At 37.1% G+C, this 16,515-nt stretch carries 18 protein-coding genes; 2 read left to right on the top strand and 16 right to left on the bottom strand.

Features of this window, described 5'->3' with window-relative positions:
- Positions 1-251: 251 nt before the first annotated feature.
- From B7697_RS06550 to B7697_RS06520, 6 genes are all read right to left on the bottom strand, one after another.
- Complete coding sequence (locus B7697_RS06550) at positions 252-2,999, bottom strand: SIR2 family protein (RefSeq protein WP_033682219.1); 2,748 nt, start codon at positions 2,997-2,999, stop codon at positions 252-254.
- Between the two features lie 463 nt (positions 3,000-3,462).
- Positions 3,463-3,927, bottom strand: a complete 465-nt coding sequence (gene tnpA, locus B7697_RS06540) for an IS200/IS605 family transposase (RefSeq protein WP_033682221.1) — start codon at positions 3,925-3,927, stop codon at positions 3,463-3,465.
- A gap of 177 nt (positions 3,928-4,104) precedes the next feature.
- The gene (locus tag B7697_RS06535) at positions 4,105-4,833 is read right to left on the bottom strand and encodes an ABC transporter permease (RefSeq protein ID WP_033682222.1); all 729 of its coding nucleotides are present in this window, start codon (positions 4,831-4,833) and stop codon (positions 4,105-4,107) included.
- Positions 4,830-5,579 carry an ABC transporter permease gene (locus B7697_RS06530; RefSeq protein ID WP_033682223.1) on the bottom strand — a complete coding sequence of 250 codons (750 nt, stop codon included), beginning with the start codon at positions 5,577-5,579 and terminating at the stop codon, positions 4,830-4,832. The genes B7697_RS06535 and B7697_RS06530 overlap by 4 nt, the downstream gene beginning before the upstream one ends.
- A 5-nt stretch (positions 5,580-5,584) precedes the next feature.
- Positions 5,585-6,496, bottom strand: coding sequence for an ABC transporter ATP-binding protein (locus B7697_RS06525; protein WP_080709545.1), 912 nt, complete (start codon positions 6,494-6,496; stop codon positions 5,585-5,587).
- A 153-nt stretch (positions 6,497-6,649) separates the two neighbouring features.
- Positions 6,650-6,784 carry a type A2 lanthipeptide gene (locus B7697_RS06520; protein WP_033682224.1) on the bottom strand — a complete coding sequence of 45 codons (135 nt, stop codon included), beginning with the start codon at positions 6,782-6,784 and terminating at the stop codon, positions 6,650-6,652.
- A 179-nt stretch (positions 6,785-6,963) separates the two neighbouring features.
- Here B7697_RS06520 and B7697_RS06515 point away from each other — a divergent pair, with 179 nt between their 5' ends.
- On the top strand, positions 6,964-7,662 hold the full coding sequence (locus tag B7697_RS06515) for a response regulator transcription factor (RefSeq protein ID WP_033682226.1): 699 nt from the start codon (positions 6,964-6,966) through the stop codon (positions 7,660-7,662).
- Positions 7,659-9,068, top strand: coding sequence for a sensor histidine kinase (locus B7697_RS06510; RefSeq protein ID WP_033682229.1), 1,410 nt, complete (start codon positions 7,659-7,661; stop codon positions 9,066-9,068). The genes B7697_RS06515 and B7697_RS06510 overlap by 4 nt, the downstream gene beginning before the upstream one ends.
- Positions 9,069-9,166: 98 nt before the next feature.
- Here B7697_RS06510 and tnpA (B7697_RS06505) read toward each other — a convergent pair whose 3' ends face one another.
- The 10 genes from tnpA (B7697_RS06505) to B7697_RS06460 form a co-directional block, all read right to left on the bottom strand.
- The gene (gene tnpA / locus B7697_RS06505; protein ID WP_033682231.1) at positions 9,167-9,631 is read right to left on the bottom strand and encodes an IS200/IS605 family transposase; all 465 of its coding nucleotides are present in this window, start codon (positions 9,629-9,631) and stop codon (positions 9,167-9,169) included.
- Between the two features lie 175 nt (positions 9,632-9,806).
- A complete protein-coding gene (locus tag B7697_RS06500) occupies positions 9,807-10,904 on the bottom strand; it encodes a nucleotidyltransferase (protein WP_084950883.1) in 1,098 nt (365 codons plus the stop codon).
- A gap of 9 nt (positions 10,905-10,913) precedes the next feature.
- Complete coding sequence (locus B7697_RS06495) at positions 10,914-11,654, bottom strand: class I SAM-dependent DNA methyltransferase (RefSeq protein ID WP_279629985.1); 741 nt, start codon at positions 11,652-11,654, stop codon at positions 10,914-10,916.
- Positions 11,655-11,762: 108 nt separating this feature from the next.
- The gene (gene rsfS / locus B7697_RS06490; protein ID WP_084950878.1) at positions 11,763-12,116 is read right to left on the bottom strand and encodes a ribosome silencing factor; all 354 of its coding nucleotides are present in this window, start codon (positions 12,114-12,116) and stop codon (positions 11,763-11,765) included.
- Positions 12,117-12,710, bottom strand: coding sequence for a bis(5'-nucleosyl)-tetraphosphatase (symmetrical) YqeK (gene yqeK, locus B7697_RS06485; RefSeq protein ID WP_000541096.1), 594 nt, complete (start codon positions 12,708-12,710; stop codon positions 12,117-12,119).
- A complete protein-coding gene (locus tag B7697_RS06480; protein WP_000963701.1) occupies positions 12,710-13,339 on the bottom strand; it encodes a nicotinate-nucleotide adenylyltransferase in 630 nt (209 codons plus the stop codon). The genes yqeK and B7697_RS06480 overlap by 1 nt, the downstream gene beginning before the upstream one ends.
- Positions 13,340-13,390: 51 nt before the next feature.
- Positions 13,391-13,702 (bottom strand): ribosome assembly RNA-binding protein YhbY, encoded by a 312-nt coding sequence (gene yhbY / locus B7697_RS06475; RefSeq protein ID WP_000060171.1) that lies wholly within the window; start codon positions 13,700-13,702, stop codon positions 13,391-13,393.
- 213 nt (positions 13,703-13,915) lie between these two features.
- Complete coding sequence (yqeH, locus tag B7697_RS06470) at positions 13,916-15,022, bottom strand: ribosome biogenesis GTPase YqeH (RefSeq protein ID WP_000391192.1); 1,107 nt, start codon at positions 15,020-15,022, stop codon at positions 13,916-13,918.
- 2 nt (positions 15,023-15,024) lie between these two features.
- Positions 15,025-15,552, bottom strand: a complete 528-nt coding sequence (locus B7697_RS06465) for a YqeG family HAD IIIA-type phosphatase (RefSeq protein WP_084950876.1) — start codon at positions 15,550-15,552, stop codon at positions 15,025-15,027.
- Between the two features lie 16 nt (positions 15,553-15,568).
- Positions 15,569-16,474: a magnesium transporter CorA family protein gene (locus B7697_RS06460; protein WP_000242267.1), complete on the bottom strand. Its 906-nt coding sequence runs from the start codon at positions 16,472-16,474 to the stop codon at positions 15,569-15,571.
- Between the last annotated feature and the right edge of the window lie 41 nt (positions 16,475-16,515).

Raw genomic sequence — 16,515 nt, 5'->3', positions numbered from 1 at the left:
TGTTTTGGGGAAATTGAAGTGAATTTTAGGATTACACTTCTTTGGTTTTTTAAGGAGATAAGTCAGTGTCGCTATCAAAAAGTTCCACCGAATTTCTACAGCTATGGATTTTCTATTGTTGTGCCAAATAGTGTTCCACTAGATTCAAACATTTTGCTTTCAAGTCTTTGAAAATTCACTTTAGGAAATTACAGCTTATCTTCAAGATCAAATTTGTCATAAATTAACTTTTTTTATTTAGTTGTATCAATTTATTTCTTAAGTATTAATTTATCCTCATCGAAAGCTTTTAAAATATACTCATTAATCAATTTATTATCTTCTTCATTTTTTGAAAAATAAGTTTTAATATTATTGGGAGTTCTATGTTCTAGTAGACGATGGATAACATCATCACTTCTATCATGGAACCAGGTCCAATCTACTTCAGGATAAAGTCCTCGAATATCTTCTTCAATATCTTTTAAAATCTCAAAATCAGAAAAATATCCTTTTCTACTTAAGTTGTATAAATCTGATACAGACTTTTCTCTTGGGTCTGGGAAAGTTTTAACCCCCTCAACTCTTTTATCATTAATTCTTTTAATCAAATAATGGTAGATTTTATTTTGTATCTGAGGAAAATCATAGACATTATAACTCATCAAATCAATTACTTTATGGTAAATAATATTTTCTGATTCTTCATAAACTTTTAGAGTATCTAGAATGTCATCTTTAATATCCTTTTCAAAATACTTAAATAAGTGACATATCAAGTCAGAATATTCTATGATATTTTTTATATCATCATTTTTATATTTTATTCTTAAAATATCTGTATTAAATTTTTCGAGTACTATTATTGCAGTTTCCTGATCAGTTGAGCAGTATTCTAGTAACTGTGAATAGAGTGGATACACTGAATTATATAAAGAAAAATTTTTCTCAAAAATTTCATTTAAATGTTTATTTACAATCCCAATTATCTTAGATTTCAATGAATCTTTATCAATAACATCCATATTATCGAGGACAATTTTAATAATTCTCCTAAATTCCTCGCTCCAATTATAATACAGTGTTTGATTATTTAAAATTTCTATTACTTTTTCTATGTCAATATCATCAACAAGAGGAAGAAAAATTAGCATATTTTTAAGCTCTCGAAGATTTTCATCTTCAGTAATTTCAAGTCTTTCTTGAAGATAAGTAATTCGATTCAACAAGTAGTCTTTCGCTTTCTCAGTAACTTTTATTTTACCAAATGAATAGTTTCTAAAATATAAATTTACAACCTTAAAATCTATATTCGGAAGAATTAATTGAACATCATCCAAATCAAGATTTTTAAGCCAAGAAGATGTTCTATCGAAAATACTTGAGTCAGGATTTACATATGAATTATCATAACTGAGTAATAATATTTCTAAATATCTATTAATGATTGATTTATAAATCTTATAATGTTCAACACATAAACAATTTAATTTTAAAAAGTTATAAAGATTTTTTACTGTAAACTCCGCATTAAATAGATGATTATTAGCAGACCATCCTCCTCTTCTATAGCTTTCATGCTCTTCACGAATTTCATCAAATAATTCATTAATAGTTTCTAATTTTCTATATAAAAAATTGAAGTTAAGGATTGAATCTCTAAAAAATTCTATAATCTTTTTCTCATCTCCTGTAACCGAGTTAATAATTTGTTCTGTTAATTCGCTTAATTCTCCATCATAAAGTGGCTCTGCATAACTAGGTGTTTTTTCGTATCTATCAATTATTTGAATTTGCTGAAAATTAAATTCACAAACTAAGAAATTAAAATAGTCTTTCTGACGAAATGCTATATTAGCTAGTTCTCTAAATTTTGCTTTTGCTAAAGAATATTGTTTTTCTTCATACAACTTAAAAGCCTTACTTAAGAATCGATTCCCCTTTAAATCCCTAGGCTCACCAATCTCCATATCTAGAAAGCGATTTAATAAAGATTTTTTAGATACCATAATTCGTAATTCTTCATGACCATCAATTTCAAATCTTAATTGATCATTTCCAAACCAGCAATACTCATCATCCCAGTTTAAAGCCCTTTTCTTTAAATCAGAATATCTAGAAAAATCTTTCGCATCAATAAAACTAAGTCTATCTAAAAAAGCCAGTTGATTCCATAAATCATCAGCATTATTTACATCTTGACTTCGGTTTTCTGATAGAACCTCTAAAAAATCTTTTGTCCTGCAATACAATTTGTTCTGTTTTTCTGATGTCTCCTGACCTAGATTCTCTTCATTAGAGATAATGAAAATTCCTTGCTTCTTATAATACTCTCGAATGATCATAGACGGTTCCTCGGGAGTATAAAAATAAGCATTTTTAGCATCCAATTTAAATGTATTTTGAATCATTCTAAAAATTGAATTAAAAGTCGAATCACTTAGAGAATACCCCACAAACAATAGAGTATGATTCATTATCAATGACTGGATTAAAGTAGAAATCATTGGGAAGTTCAAATGATAGTCTAAATAATCATCTTCTTTCAAAACAATATTTTTCTTACTGAAGTCACCATGCATTTTAATCAAGTATCTTTCCGAACTCGTATAAGGGATGTCTTTATCCTCAGCGACTACATTGTACTTTAACAAGCCACTTTCAAATTGACTCTCCAGAAGTGAATCATAGTTTGTCGTAATAATATGTTTTGGTGCAATTTTTTCTATTAATTTATGTAACTCATTTGGTTTACTCAATCCCTTCTTAAAGAAAATTTCTTCTATCTTCTTTGTGTACTGATTTTTCCCAAAAGTATCATAATAATACTGAGCAATTCTCAGTGGACTATCTGTTCTTTCTCCTGGTATGTTCAATTCTTTTTTTAATGATTGAATCAATTCTCCCCAAGTTGGTAGATTAGAATTAGCTGATATTCCTGCACCAACAAACAAAACTAAGGAATTTTCTTTAATAGAATTCTTTATTTGAGTTATAGATAAATTATAATTTTCTTCCATATTTTAACTATCCTATCATTAGCTTGTATTACATAAATACAAATTATCCTTATAAATATTCTTTTTTATTACATAATCTTAAACATAAGTTTATCATGGTTTATAAATATAAAAATTTATTTGTCTTTTATATTCAATTTATGATTTTTAATATAACCAGTTCTCTTCATTATACCACAAAATAACAAGCATAAAGCGGATTCAAAGATAAAGATTAAGGTTTATATACTAATTTTCTTTATTGACTTTTTGTCTTCTATATTAGGGAGTTTATCATTTTCCAAAAACTTTATCTTCAATTTGTTAACTAAAATTTCTACAATCATGACCACCCGTCTAACGGGTGGTTTGAACCAGGGCTATAAGCCCAAATTACCAGCCAGCGCCTAAAGACGCTGGCTTTCACGTTGTTCAAGCCTTATTGCTCTTGACTCGTCACTTGCCTCTCAAAGAGGCTTTAGTATTACTTACCACTATCCCTAAAGGGATCCTCATATTCTTTTACACTCAATTTACCTAGTGCTATATCATGCTTTTCCTGTTCTTGGATATATTTCTTAATTGTGGCTTCATTAAGCCCTACTGTACTTACATAATAACTTTTCTCCCAGAAATGCCGATTTCCAAACTTGTACTTGAGATTGGCGTGTTTGTCAAACATCATGAGTGCACTTTTTCCTTTTAAATAACCCATGAAACTCGAAACACTTATCCTTGGTGGAATACTTACTAACATGTGTACATGGTCTGGCATTAAGTGACCCTCGATAATTTCAACTCCTTTATAACTACACAAGCGATGAAATATTTCGCCTAAACTACTTCGATATTGATTATAGATAACTTTTCGTCTATACTTAGGGGTGAACACAATGTGATACTTACAGTGCCACTTTGTGTGCGATAAACTATGAGCCTTTTGTGCCATATTTTTCTCCTTTCGCTTTACAATTGGTTTGAACACCTTTATTGTATCGCGTTTGGAGTTTTTGGGGTATAACCTTCGACGCACACCCGCATAGCGGGTGGTTTTTTTTGTCTCGCACCTAGCGGAGCGAGACGGACTAATAGTCACATAATAAAAAGACTCCGAAGAGTCTTCTCATTACTTATGTAATTCTTTATTACTCAATGTATGAAAAATCCCCCACAGAAGAATATTTACAATGATAAACAGCAATATTTCCACTAAATTAAAGTCTATCAAATTCCGTGACCGCATTGCCACCATAGCTTGGGAGTAGGGATAGATTAAAGATAATTTATCTGATACAAAAAGCATCATAAATCCTACGAAAGTACCAATAGCACCAATTCCCACAGATTTACTGAAAACACGAGTTTTAGCTGTCACAAAAAACTGTACTGCCATCATACTAATTGTTCCAAAAATTCCCAATAAATCCCACTTGAGGTAGGTGAACAAATTAGAAATTTCTAAATGAGCTAGGTGAGCACTGACATAAAAAATACCAAACAAGAACAACTGTAAAACAGCAATAAAAAAGATAATTACTATTTCTTTTGCCAACAATAATTTCCCAAGACTAACATTATTAGCTCTGAGAAATTCAATATTTTTTCTATCAAACTCTTTTCCTAACATCATGGCTACATAAAGGCTGACTAAGATCGGAAAGAAAAGCTGGCTATAATAGAAGGTCAATTGTCCCCATAAAACAGGCACTTTTTCACTTTCTTCAACCATAGAATAAGCTGCACCAAAGTAAATCCCAAGACCAATCAGGCTACAAAAAGCTAAGAAGGAAATACCGATCATCAACATGGAAAATTTTTTAGTTTTCCGCCATTCTACTGATAGATAAGACATCATAGCTTGCCTCCTTTCTTTTCAACCAAATAGAGAGATATGAAGAGATAGATTAGGGCTATTGGCAAATATGTAAAGAGTTTAAATCCTAGTTTTGTCGCAAAAACATAACTCACTTGACTGGCGACTTGCTGGTAATCCACCAGAGACAGATATCCTATACCACCAAAAGGGAAAATCAGCTGTAGAAAAGCTGGTGCATGACCAAATCCAACACCAAGAAATCCTCCGAAAATCCCTAATGCCAGTATCAATGCCTGCTTCTTCAGTAAAAACTGCAAAGTCAAAAACAGACAGGTTAAGACAAAAGAGGCCAGCAAGAAAATGACGATTTGCCAGAGGATTAGGCTAACAGGCATTTCTAAACCTGATAAGATTGCAATCAACTGGACTACTACTCCCTCCAAAAAAGCGAGAAAGGTCAAAATGAACATGGTCAGTCCAAGCTTACTCAGAAAGATATGCCGTACATTTTCACCATTTGCCAAAAGCAGTTTGAAAGTGTTGCCCTCCTTCTCGTTTTTGACAATCCGCGATACAAAGAGAGAAATCACAATAGGGAGAATCAAGCCATTTACTTCTTTTATCATATAGAAAATTAGGCTAATCTGGTGCATGTCTGGATTACTTAGGTAGCGTGTAGCGGCTGCAATTGTCCAAGCAAATCCGACTCCCATAACTAGTATGCTAATGAGGAAGGATTTGGTTCGTTTTGCCTTGAGCAATTCAATAGACAAATTATTCAACATAAGACTCACTCCTTGGTTAAGTTGAGGAAGATAGATTCCAAGGTTTCTTGTTCTTGCTTCACTTCATAAATTGGAACTTTCTCGACTATTAAATCTCGTAACAAACTAGAAATCTGCTGATCGGCAAGGTTAGTCAGCTTGAGTTTATCCTCTTGTATCTCCAACATCTTGCACGGATAACCAAATAACACTTGGCTAATGGCTTCACGTCGACCTCTAAAATCCCCACGCACTTCCAGCCATTTATTGGACTGAATTTTACGAATTTCTCCCTCGTAAACCAGTTGACCATGATTGATAATCCCCACACGGTCAGCTATATGCTCTACTTCAGAAAGGATATGGGTAGAGATGAAGACAGTAATGCCCTGTTCTTTTGCCAACTTGATAATCAGTTCCCTAATTTCATGAATCCCTGCTGGGTCTAGCCCGTTTGTTGGCTCATCCAGTATCAACAAACGCGGTTTCTTGACTAAGGCAAAGGCTAAAGCCAAGCGCTGTTTCATACCCAGAGAATAATCTTTAACCAATTTTTTCTTGTTTTTAGGTTGATCTAACCCCACAATTTTCAAGGTTTCCTGAATATTTTTCTTATCAAATCCAAGTATTTTTTGGAAGACTAAGAGATTTTCATAGCCTGTCAAATTAGGATAATAAGACGGTTCTTCAATCATAGAGCCAATCTGATTAAGATACTGCTTGTCCGTACCTATAGATTGACCAAACACTTCAATCTCCCCAGCTGTACGAGAAATCAAAGACAAAATCATCTTCATGGTGGTTGTTTTCCCTGCTCCATTTGGACCTAGAAAACCATAAATCTCACCTTGTTGAACTGATAAGGAACTAAGGTTAACTACCTGAGTGTCCTCAAATCCCTTTTGTAAGTTTTTTATCTGTAAAACATTACTAATCATTATGAACTTCCTCCTTTAAACCAAATAATTTTCTATAATTTTGATTCCTATAAATCAAATTATCATGAGTATCTTTGATAACATCTCCACTACTCTTATCAACAAAAATGATAGAATCAACATAATTTACAATATCTAATTGGTGACTCACTATTACCATTGTTTTGTCTGAATAAAATGAATTATTACACTACAAGCACCAAGAACGTTATCAAGTTCTTCAAGAGTTAATTCTTGAAGAGAATTCATTACTTCAATCTCAACGAGATTCTTTTGTTGTTTAGCCATTTGGAAATACCTCACTGATTAAAATTTATTTGAGAAGTATCTCTATCTAGGTTATATCTTTATTATAGACATGCTAGATTAATTTTAAACTAAGCTAACCTTAATTTTACATTAAGATTAAAGTATCTTGCTTTTTTCACTCTTTTAAATGGTATAATATAGATAAGCGAGGTAAGATTATGAATTTCGAACAACAGCTCCTGAATAAGCACATCCTTATCATTGATGACGATAAAATTTTAAACTCTTCCATAAGAGATATTCTCACTGCCTACGGATTTTCCAATCTAACATCAGCCTATGATATAGAATCTAGTTTGGACATGATTGAAACAGAGCAGTTCGACCTTTTCCTTTTGGACATTATGCTCCCCGATGGTGATGGCTATACATTAGCAAAACATATCCGAAAAAAAGGCGATACTCCTATCCTCTTTCTGACTGCCAAAAATAATCCTGAAGATGAGGTAGCTGGTTTCAATGCTGGTGGTGATGATTATGTCGTAAAACCCTTCATTCCAAAAAATCTTATCTATCGTATTATGGCTCTGCTCAGGAGAAGCTATAAATCAGAACAGGAAGCAATACAGATTGGACAGACTTTGGTGAGTTTTCGGAATGCAACAGTACAAAAGAATGGAGCAGAAATTTCTATTACACCAATTGAAATTAAGATTTTAAAAAAACTTTACGATAATAAAAATTACATCGTTTCAACTGAATCTCTCTGTGATACGATTTGGGGAGTGGATAGCTTTGGTTATGAAAACTCTTTGACTGTACATATTCGGAAAATTCGGGAAAAAATAGAAGAAAATCCTTCAAAACCTCAATATTTAAAGACAGCTAAAGGGCTGGGATATAAATTGTTATCATGATTATGAACCAAACCAAAATTTTAAGGTATTCACTAAAGAAATTTATCTTTTTTTCCATCATTATCTTTATTACCAATATTATTCTAATTGCCAGTTTTGTTTTCTACATTAGAGAAAAGCAAACTGCTACCGAGACTGTAAAAATAATTTCTGAACACATTACCATCACAAAAAACAACGTCCACATACCTAAAAATGATATTTCTAGTCTAAAAGAACAAAAGTTATGGCTCATGGTATTGGATAAGCAGACTGGAAAACAAGTGTACGAACAGTATAAACCTAAAGAAGTTCCTTCGCAATTTGACTATGGGGACATTTTACAGTTTTCTCGCTATTATCTTTCAGATTATCCTGTTTTTAGTCAGATAAAAGGTGGCTACATCATTGTTGTTGGTTTTCCAAAAGATAAAATTGCTCGTTATAGTTATAATTACTTAGATATAGATAGTATTCGCCTAATTCCACTAGTAGCATTTGGAGTATTGCTTTTCAACTGCCTTTATTTCGCTTTTCTTTACTACTATGGTGTGACGCATATCAATCGTAAAATTGCGCCTCTTGTAACTGCTATTCAGAATCTCCCAGATGGTTTGAAAAATCCAATAAATTCTATATCAGAACTAGAATATCTTACAACTGCAATCAATCAAACCGATACTCTACTCAAAGAGAATGAAGTCTTTAAAGAGCAATGGATTTCAGGAATTGCACACGATATCAAAACACCTCTTTCTGTCATCATTTCTAACGCTTCCTTGTTAAATGATTCTGAACTAGATACACAGTCTAAAAAACATATTCGCCCAATATTGACAGAATCCTATTACATCCAAAATATTTTAAATGACTTAAATATAGTAGCTCGCCTTTCATCCGGTCATCTTCAATTAAATCAGACTGAAACAAAAATTATCCCCTTCTTCAAAGACATTCTCATCCATATTTTAAATCAAGAAATCTGGAATGATTTTGAATTTGAATTTGATTACGATTATTCACTTGTTAATCAATCTATCATGATTGAGCAGTTTTTAATCACAAGAGTTATCCATAATATCATCTACAACTCTGTTTTGCATAACGAAAAGGGTTGCACAATAAGAATCAACTTATTCAAAAAAGATACAAATGTAATTGTCGAAATCAAAGATAATGGACAGGGAGCTTCACCAGAAAAAATTGCTGAACTTAATGAATTATCTTTTAAAAACATTGATATTTCTAAAATTAGAACGACTGGAATTGGGCTAAAAATTTCAAAACAAATTGTTGATTTGCATCAGGGCTCTATTTCGTTTGCTAGTGTTCAAAATGAATTCTTTGAAAGTATCATTTCACTTCCGATCTTCAACATTACCAATCATGACCACCCGTCAAACGGGTGGTTTGTCCCAGGGCTATAAGTCCAAATTACCAGCCAGCGCCTAAAGACGCTGGCTTTCACTTTGTTCAAGCCTTATTGCTCTTGACTCGTCACTTTCCTCTCAAAGAGGCTTTAGTATTACTTACCACTATCCCTAAAGGGATCCTCATATTCTTTTACACTTAATTTATCTAGTGCTATATCATGCTTTTCCTGTTCTTGAATATATTTCTTAATTGTGGCTTCATTAAGCCCTACTGTACTTACATAATAACCTTCCGCCCAGAAATGTCGATTCCCAAACTTGTACTTGAGGTTGGCGTGTTTGTCAAACATCATGAGTGCACTTTTACCTTTTAAATAACCCCTGAAACTTGAAACACTTATCCTCGGTGGAATACTTACTAACATGTGTACATGGTCTGGCATTAAGTGACCCTCGATAATTTCAAATCCTTTATAACTACACAAACGATGAAATATTTCGCCTAAACTACTTCGATATTGATTATAGATGACTTTTCGTCTATACTTAGGGGTGAACACAATGTGATACTTACAGTGCCACTTTGTGTGCGATAAACTATGAGCCTTTTGTGCCATATTTTTCTCCTTTCGCTTTACAATTGGTTTGAACACCTTTATTGTATCGCGTTTGGAGTTTTTGGGGTATAACCTTCGACGCACACCCACATAGCGGGTGTTTTTTTTGTCTCGCACCTAGCGGAGCGAGACGGACTAATAGTCACATAATAAAAAAGCCTACCTTTCAGTAGACTTAGTTTGTTTCTATTCTAATCGGCACTCTGCCAAAATTCTGCTCTGCTATACTTGGATTTCCAAGTTGATAAATCTGGTCTGCCTTTTGGGTCATAGCATCCCAAGGTACTTTGCCAATTCGGTTGACTAGATTGACCTGACCTTTCAGAGATTTAAGATGCTGTCTGCCTTTTTCGGTAAATCCAAGGACATGAATGGCTTCTGGTAAGTCACTTTCTCTGGCCTGCACCAAGATATAAGTCAAGAGGCGTCTGACACGCGCCTTGGTATAGCGTTTGGTCGCAACCGCCTCGACTAAATCTTCCACAGATTGGGCTGTTTTAATAGCTTCCTTAATGCGCACTGCCATTTCTTGATTGACCTGATAGATGGTGGTTAGGTCGGGATTTGACAAGATTTGATAGCGGAGCAAAGGAAAATAGTCATCCCAACTTACCTTACTGGCCTGCTCAAAAAGGGTAACAGAAGGCATAAAACGTTCTAAGAAATCTTTGTCCCTCTGGTGCTGACGGAGAGCTGTCGCCGAGGCAAAGTCCACATCCTTATCCACAGAATGGTAACCAGCGCCCTGCCGATTAATCGGATGCAGCCTGATGTTTCGTCCTGCAACTGCCTTGGCATAAGCAAGAGCAAGAACATGATTGGGAGTATTGCCAGAAAAATCAAGACCTGCAAATTCCTTCCACATAGCTTGGGTTTTCTGTGGATAGGAAAGAGAATCAGGCAAATTTTCCACAAATTTCTCCATCTCAGCACCTTTCTCTGTGTATAAGTCAGCGATTTTCTGGTAATCTAGAACTTCCTCCGTCCCAAAAGATAGAGTATCAATGCCCAAACGAGCCAAGATATCCACAGCCCCTTGGCCGAAGAAATCCGCCGCCTGAACACTGACTAAAAATGGCAATTCCACTACCAAGTCTGCGCCATTTTCCAGCGCCATCTGGGCCCGAGTCCACTTGTCTACGATAGAAGGCTCTCCACGTTGCGTGAAATTTCCAGACATGGCTACGATTTTCAGCCCCTCTGCCTGATCCAGCAGGTATTTATGGCCATTATGAAAAGGATTAAACTCCGCTATGATACCTGTGATGGTCATGATAATCTCCTACTTCTGTGCCACAAAAAACCAACGGGTGCTGGTTTCTGTTGGCTCCTTGTCCTCAAAGTCTGCATAGAGTTTGAAAGACTTAAATCCAGCCTGTTCCAGCAAAATATCATAGGTCAGAACCTCATAAGTCCGCTCCTCATGCACTTCATCGTGGCGACTAAAGGAACCGTCAGACTCCTTGATAAAGAAAGTCAACTCATGCACGATGGAGTGAGGTGCCGCATCCTCATAAGTATCCCAGAGCATTGCAAAATCTTCTGCATTTTCATGATAGGAATAGCCTGGAAAAACTTCATCTGTCTGATAGGTCGAATGTACGTCAAAGATAAAGACTCCGTCTTCGTTGAGAGCATTATAGACTTCCTTAAAGACATCTCCCACTTCCACCTCATCCTGCATGTAGCAGATTGAGTCCGAGTAACACGTGACAAAGTCGTATTGACCTGCCTTAGACAAATCCAGCATATTGCCTTCCATAAAATCAATCTTTTGTTTGGCTGAAGAAGCTCTCTTCTCGGCAATCTTCAACATATCAGCACTCAAGTCCAGGCCAGTCACATCAAAACCAGCTTGAGAAAAGCGAACAGACTGGATACCTGTCCCACAAGCCAATTCCAAGAGTTTCTTTCTCTCCTTAGTTTTTGGCAAGTGACGCAGAGAAAAATCCGTCCATTTGTCGTATAAACTGTCATCCATAACCGCATCATAGACCGCCGCAAAAGTTTCATAAGTTGCCATAATCATGATACAAAGAGCTCTATGGTAACACCACTAGCCCTCACCTTTCTATCCATTTTCTTCTAAAATAAGCAAAGAAACCCAGTTGACTACAACTGAGTTTATCTCCTATGCTAAGGCTTCTGAAATATCTACTGAATCCGCCTCATGCCATAGTTTTTCTAGGTTATAGTGGGCACGCATTTCTTCTGAAAAGACATGCACAACGACAGCACCAAGGTCCAGCAAGACCCAACCTCCAGCTGCGTCGCCTTCGACATGACTGCCTTTAAATCCTGCTTCCGCTACTTTTTCACGGATATTATCAGCGATAGTATCCAACTGACGGCTATTCATAGAGCTAGTGATCACAAAGTAGTCTGTCACACTGGTCAATTCTTGTACGTCAAGTGCGAGAATATCCTCCGCACGTTTCTCATCAGCCGCTTTCACGACTAGTTCTAGTAATTCTTTTTCGTTCATTTAGTCCTCTTTCAAATAGTGCACAAAGGCGTTATAGGTTTCAAGGGTTTGGGGATAGATGGGGAATCCCTGATGGGCTAGATGCTCCACGGTACGAACTGTCTCATAAGCTACTGCCTTATTAAGTGACAAACTTGCAATCTCACGCGCTACATCCACTCCAGGAAAGGATCGATTATGCTCGATATAGTCTGCGACATAGATAACCTTATCTAGGTCTGTCATCTGGTCAGCCCCGACTGTATGGATTTCAATAGCTCGCAAGATTTCTAAATCATGCAAATCCAAATCTTCCTGAATCTTATAAATTCCGACCATACCATGCCAGACATTATTGCCCCAGTTTTTGAGGTCAGGGTCTAGCTGATAACGGTCAATCAAGTCTAAGAATTCCTGATCTGACAACTTCTTAGCATAGTCATGAAGAAGGCCTGCTAGTCCTGCTTTCTCGGTATCGACTCTAAATCTCTGAGCCAATTCTATAGCTGCACGCTCCACACCCAAGCAATGGGTTAAGCGTTTCTCGGGTAGAAGCTCTGCCATTTTTTCCAACAAAGCCTCACGGGAACAGTTAATATAGTCTTGATAGCCCATCAGTAAAGCCCCTCCTTCTCGATGTAGTCTAGCACTGGCTGAGGTAGGAGAAAGTTGGGTTTCCGTCCTTGGGCAAGGAAGTCACGCACCATGCTGGATGAGATATCCATGAGAGGCACATCCACCCAGATAACTGGGTAAGAAGTTCCAGCCTTGTAGCGTGGGCGCTGAACCCCCACAAACTGAACCATGTCAACCAGTTCATCAATTCGGTACCACTTAGGCAGATAGTCCACCATGTCAGCACCGATGATAAAGTAATAATCCGTATCTGGATGTTGCTCTGTCAAAATTTTCATGGTGTCATAGGTGTAAGAAATGCCCTTGCGCTCCAACTCAATGGTTTCAATGGCTAGGCCGTCAATCCCCTCAATTGCCAATTCAAGCATCTTGAGACGGTGGTGTTCAGGGATGGTTTCTTTTTTATCTACGTGAGGAGGTTGGTATTCAGGCATGAGCAGAACCTGATCCAGTCCCAACTGCTGGCGTACTTGGTCCGCAACGATGAGATGGGCATTGTGAACAGGGTTAAAATTCCCCCCTAAAATCCCAACTTGTTTGCGTTTTTTCTCCTTGATTTCTGGCTCCAACTCTACCTTGGTAAAGGGAGTCAATAGTTCGATTGCCATAGGCTAGTCTCCTTTATTTCTCTGTAAAAACAGTTGTTTGGAGTAGTTTTTCTATATTTCTTTGACTTTTTTAGAAATCTTGCGATTCTCTTTCTTGCTGGATTGTTTATACAAAATCAAAATACGGCCAATTTTTTGGACTGTATCCACACCAATTTCTTCTTCCAAGATTTCAGCTACTTCGTGGATATTTTCATCGGTATTTTGCAAAAGAGTAACCTTGATCAATTCACGCGCATCAAGAGCTTGACGGACGCTGGTTTTAATTTGGTCGTTGAGACCGTTCTTCCCAATTTGAATGATAGGTTTGAGGGTATGTGCCTGACTGTTGAGGAAGGCACGTTGTTTTGATGTTAATGACATAATTTTCTTAAAAGAGTTTCTTTTTATACTTTTCTGAAGTGGTGACGGACGTCAGCAAAGTCCTTCGGACTTTCATGACTAAAATTTGAGCCTAAGGTCTCAAATTTTCCGCAGTTGGTACAATCACTTGTACCAACTGACACCACAGTGAAAAGTATTCGCTGTGGGCTCTCAGGGCACGCACGAATTTAGACAACCCTTTCCTTTCTGTGTTTAAATAATTGCTTTTCGTGTGACGACGGCGACGCCTTCTGGTGCCCAGACGGCGACTTTGGCAGTTCCTGTTACGCGGATCCAGCCTAGGCCTGAGATGACTAGGTCAGTCTTCTCCTTAATATTAAATACATGCTGGACTAATTTTGGAAAATCTTCTTTTTCCTTGCTATTTGGCGGTGTCAGAAGGGTTCCGACGTGCTTATCGTAGAAAGCACTAGCGCCTTCAAGTTTGGTACGATGGAGTTTGAGTTCATTGTCAAAGAAAGCAGTAAATCCTTGTTTTTCTCCTGATATAAAGTCAAAACGTCCGAGACCTCCTAAAAACAGGGTTTGTTCAGGATTGAGCTGATAGGTTTTAGGTTTGATTTCCTTTTTAGGACTGACATACTTGAGGTTTTTGGCCGTCAAGTAGTGAGCCATCTGGTGACGGTGGATAATCCCTGGTGTATCGTAGATATAAGAACCGTCATCAAGCGGAATCTCGATTTTGTCCAAGGTTGTCCCTGGGAAGCGCGAAGTCGTGATGACATTCTGATCACCCGTAATTTCTTGGATAATAGCATTGATTAGAGTTGATTTTCCAACGTTGGTCACACCGACCACATAAACATCACGACCCTTACGGTAGTGTTCAATCTTGTCAATGACTTCCTTAATAGCATGTTTGTTTTGGGCCGAAGTTAAGACGACATCGACTGGACGAAGTCCTTCTTCGTGGGCACGTTCCATGAGCCACTGGCTAATCTTGCCTGGTTTAACAGACTTGGGCAAGATATCTTTTTTATTTCCCACCAAGAGGACATCATTGCCCGAGACAAAACGTGGCAAGCCTGGGATAACAGAGCCATTAAAATCAAAGATATCAATGACATTAACTACCAAGGCATCACTGTCTCCCACCTCGTGCAAGAGCTTGAGGAAATCATCGTCCGTCAACTGGACATCCGTGATTTCATTATAGTGGCGGAGACGGAAACAGCGTTGGCAATAGACTTCGCCAGTTTCCAAACCTTTTTCAAGTGCCGACTGGGGGGTAAAACCAAGACCAGCCTTATCTGTCGTCTGAATGGTTGCTCCACAACCAATACAGAGAATTTCTTCCATAGTTAAATTCCTTTTTTATATGTAATCGGTCCGTACTTTTCAGTGATTTTTCGCTTCACACGGCGCTCACGAGTTCGGTTGATCTGCGTTTTGATCGAGTCATGTTGGACCAAGGGTTTGACTAAAATCGAGCGAATGCCTGCACGGTGGGCTGCTCGTATATCTGTCATGAGCTGGTCGCCAACCATGACCACTTCATTTTTCTCATAATGAAATTCCTTCATGGCACGGTCAATCCCAAATGTGAAGGGCTTCAGAGCCCAATAAACGTAGTCAATCCCAAATTTCTCAACTGCTCGTTGGACGCGTTTTTTAGTGTTATTTGATACCACAATGATGCGAATGCCCGCGTCCCGAAGATCATGTAGCCATTGCTTCATCTCTGGCGTCCCGTCAGGGTTGTTCCAAGCAATGAGGGTATTGTCCAAATCGACCAAAACAGCCTTGATTCCATGCGCCTGCAGGCTTGGGACTGTCAGATCATAGACTGCTTCCACAGCAAAGTCTGGCATGTAGTTTTCAATCACCATTTTGGCTCCTTTTCTTTTATTTTCTAGTAATTTTCTTCAGCCATTGAGATAAGGCCACCCATAAAATCAAGCTAGTCATTAAGATATAAATCCAAGCATTTGGCTCTTCTGTAAATGGTAGAGGAACATTCATTCCGAAGAAACCTGTAATAACCGCAAGTACTGCTAGTAAGACGGAGATAATAGTCAAAATTGACAAACTATCATTCAAGTTATTGTTTAGGATGTTGTTGTAAGAAGCTGAGAGTTGTTGCAAGACTTGAGAAATCAAGTCTGTCATAGACACCAACTGATGGGCTTCAATCATGGCATCATCAAACTGCTCTCGTTCGACATCATTAAATCTCCGATAAAGAGCATGGCCCTGGATATGTTCCAAGAGGAGTCGATTTTGTTTTGCTGCTGCTGTCAAGTAAACCATACCAGTCTCCAAGTCAGAGAGGGCGAAGAGATTTTTCTTTGTTGTAGTTTGACGTAGCAAGGCACTAATTTCGTCCTTACTTTTATCCATCTCTTCAATGACAGGATAATAAGCGTTACTGATAATCTCTAAACCAGCAAAGAGAAACTTGTAAATAGAAAGCGACTCATGGCTATCCAGATAAGCTGACATCTGATCAATGACATAAGCATTCTTATGGTTGCTGATGGTAATCATTCGTTGTCTTTCGACGATAAAGGTCATGGGAATCGCTTCATAATATTCTTTGTCTTTTTCTAAATCAAGAACATTATAAATAAAGGTTACCGTCTCCGTTTCACGGTTATAATCCATATGAGCTCGTTCATTTCTATCCAGAGCATACTCAATGGTTTCCTTGTCCAATCCATAGATGTCAGAAAGATCTTCCATATTTTTAATCTTATCCACATCAAGGTCTATCCAGGTACAACCATTGCCCAACTGCTTTTCTAAAACCATCTTTTCTCCTTTATTAAACTCTTTCTATTGTACCACAAATT

Origin of the sequence: Streptococcus mitis, from assembly GCF_002096895.1 — a bacterium.
Classification (GTDB): Bacteria; Bacillota; Bacilli; order Lactobacillales; family Streptococcaceae; genus Streptococcus; species Streptococcus mitis_AH.
The sequence above is the reverse complement of the archived record's forward strand: the minus strand, read 5'-3'. Positions and strand labels throughout refer to the sequence as shown.

Coding starts and splice junctions, on each gene's coding strand:
- B7697_RS06550 (WP_033682219.1), bottom strand. CDS start 2,999: ATGGAAGAAAATTATAATTTATCTATAACTCAAATAAAGAATTCTATT.
- tnpA (WP_033682221.1), bottom strand. CDS start 3,927: ATGGCACAAAAGGCTCATAGTTTATCGCACACAAAGTGGCACTGTAAG.
- B7697_RS06535 (WP_033682222.1), bottom strand. CDS start 4,833: ATGATGTCTTATCTATCAGTAGAATGGCGGAAAACTAAAAAATTTTCC.
- B7697_RS06530 (WP_033682223.1), bottom strand. CDS start 5,579: ATGTTGAATAATTTGTCTATTGAATTGCTCAAGGCAAAACGAACCAAA.
- B7697_RS06525 (WP_080709545.1), bottom strand. CDS start 6,496: ATGATTAGTAATGTTTTACAGATAAAAAACTTACAAAAGGGATTTGAG.
- B7697_RS06520 (WP_033682224.1), bottom strand. CDS start 6,784: ATGGCTAAACAACAAAAGAATCTCGTTGAGATTGAAGTAATGAATTCT.
- B7697_RS06515 (WP_033682226.1), top strand. CDS start 6,964: ATGAATTTCGAACAACAGCTCCTGAATAAGCACATCCTTATCATTGAT.
- B7697_RS06510 (WP_033682229.1), top strand. CDS start 7,659: ATGATTATGAACCAAACCAAAATTTTAAGGTATTCACTAAAGAAATTT.
- tnpA (WP_033682231.1), bottom strand. CDS start 9,631: ATGGCACAAAAGGCTCATAGTTTATCGCACACAAAGTGGCACTGTAAG.
- B7697_RS06500 (WP_084950883.1), bottom strand. CDS start 10,904: ATGACCATCACAGGTATCATAGCGGAGTTTAATCCTTTTCATAATGGC.
- B7697_RS06495 (WP_279629985.1), bottom strand. CDS start 11,654: ATGGCAACTTATGAAACTTTTGCGGCGGTCTATGATGCGGTTATGGAT.
- rsfS (WP_084950878.1), bottom strand. CDS start 12,116: ATGAACGAAAAAGAATTACTAGAACTAGTCGTGAAAGCGGCTGATGAG.
- yqeK (WP_000541096.1), bottom strand. CDS start 12,710: ATGGGCTATCAAGACTATATTAACTGTTCCCGTGAGGCTTTGTTGGAA.
- B7697_RS06480 (WP_000963701.1), bottom strand. CDS start 13,339: ATGGCAATCGAACTATTGACTCCCTTTACCAAGGTAGAGTTGGAGCCA.
- yhbY (WP_000060171.1), bottom strand. CDS start 13,702: ATGTCATTAACATCAAAACAACGTGCCTTCCTCAACAGTCAGGCACAT.
- yqeH (WP_000391192.1), bottom strand. CDS start 15,022: ATGGAAGAAATTCTCTGTATTGGTTGTGGAGCAACCATTCAGACGACA.
- B7697_RS06465 (WP_084950876.1), bottom strand. CDS start 15,552: ATGGTGATTGAAAACTACATGCCAGACTTTGCTGTGGAAGCAGTCTAT.
- B7697_RS06460 (WP_000242267.1), bottom strand. CDS start 16,474: ATGGTTTTAGAAAAGCAGTTGGGCAATGGTTGTACCTGGATAGACCTT.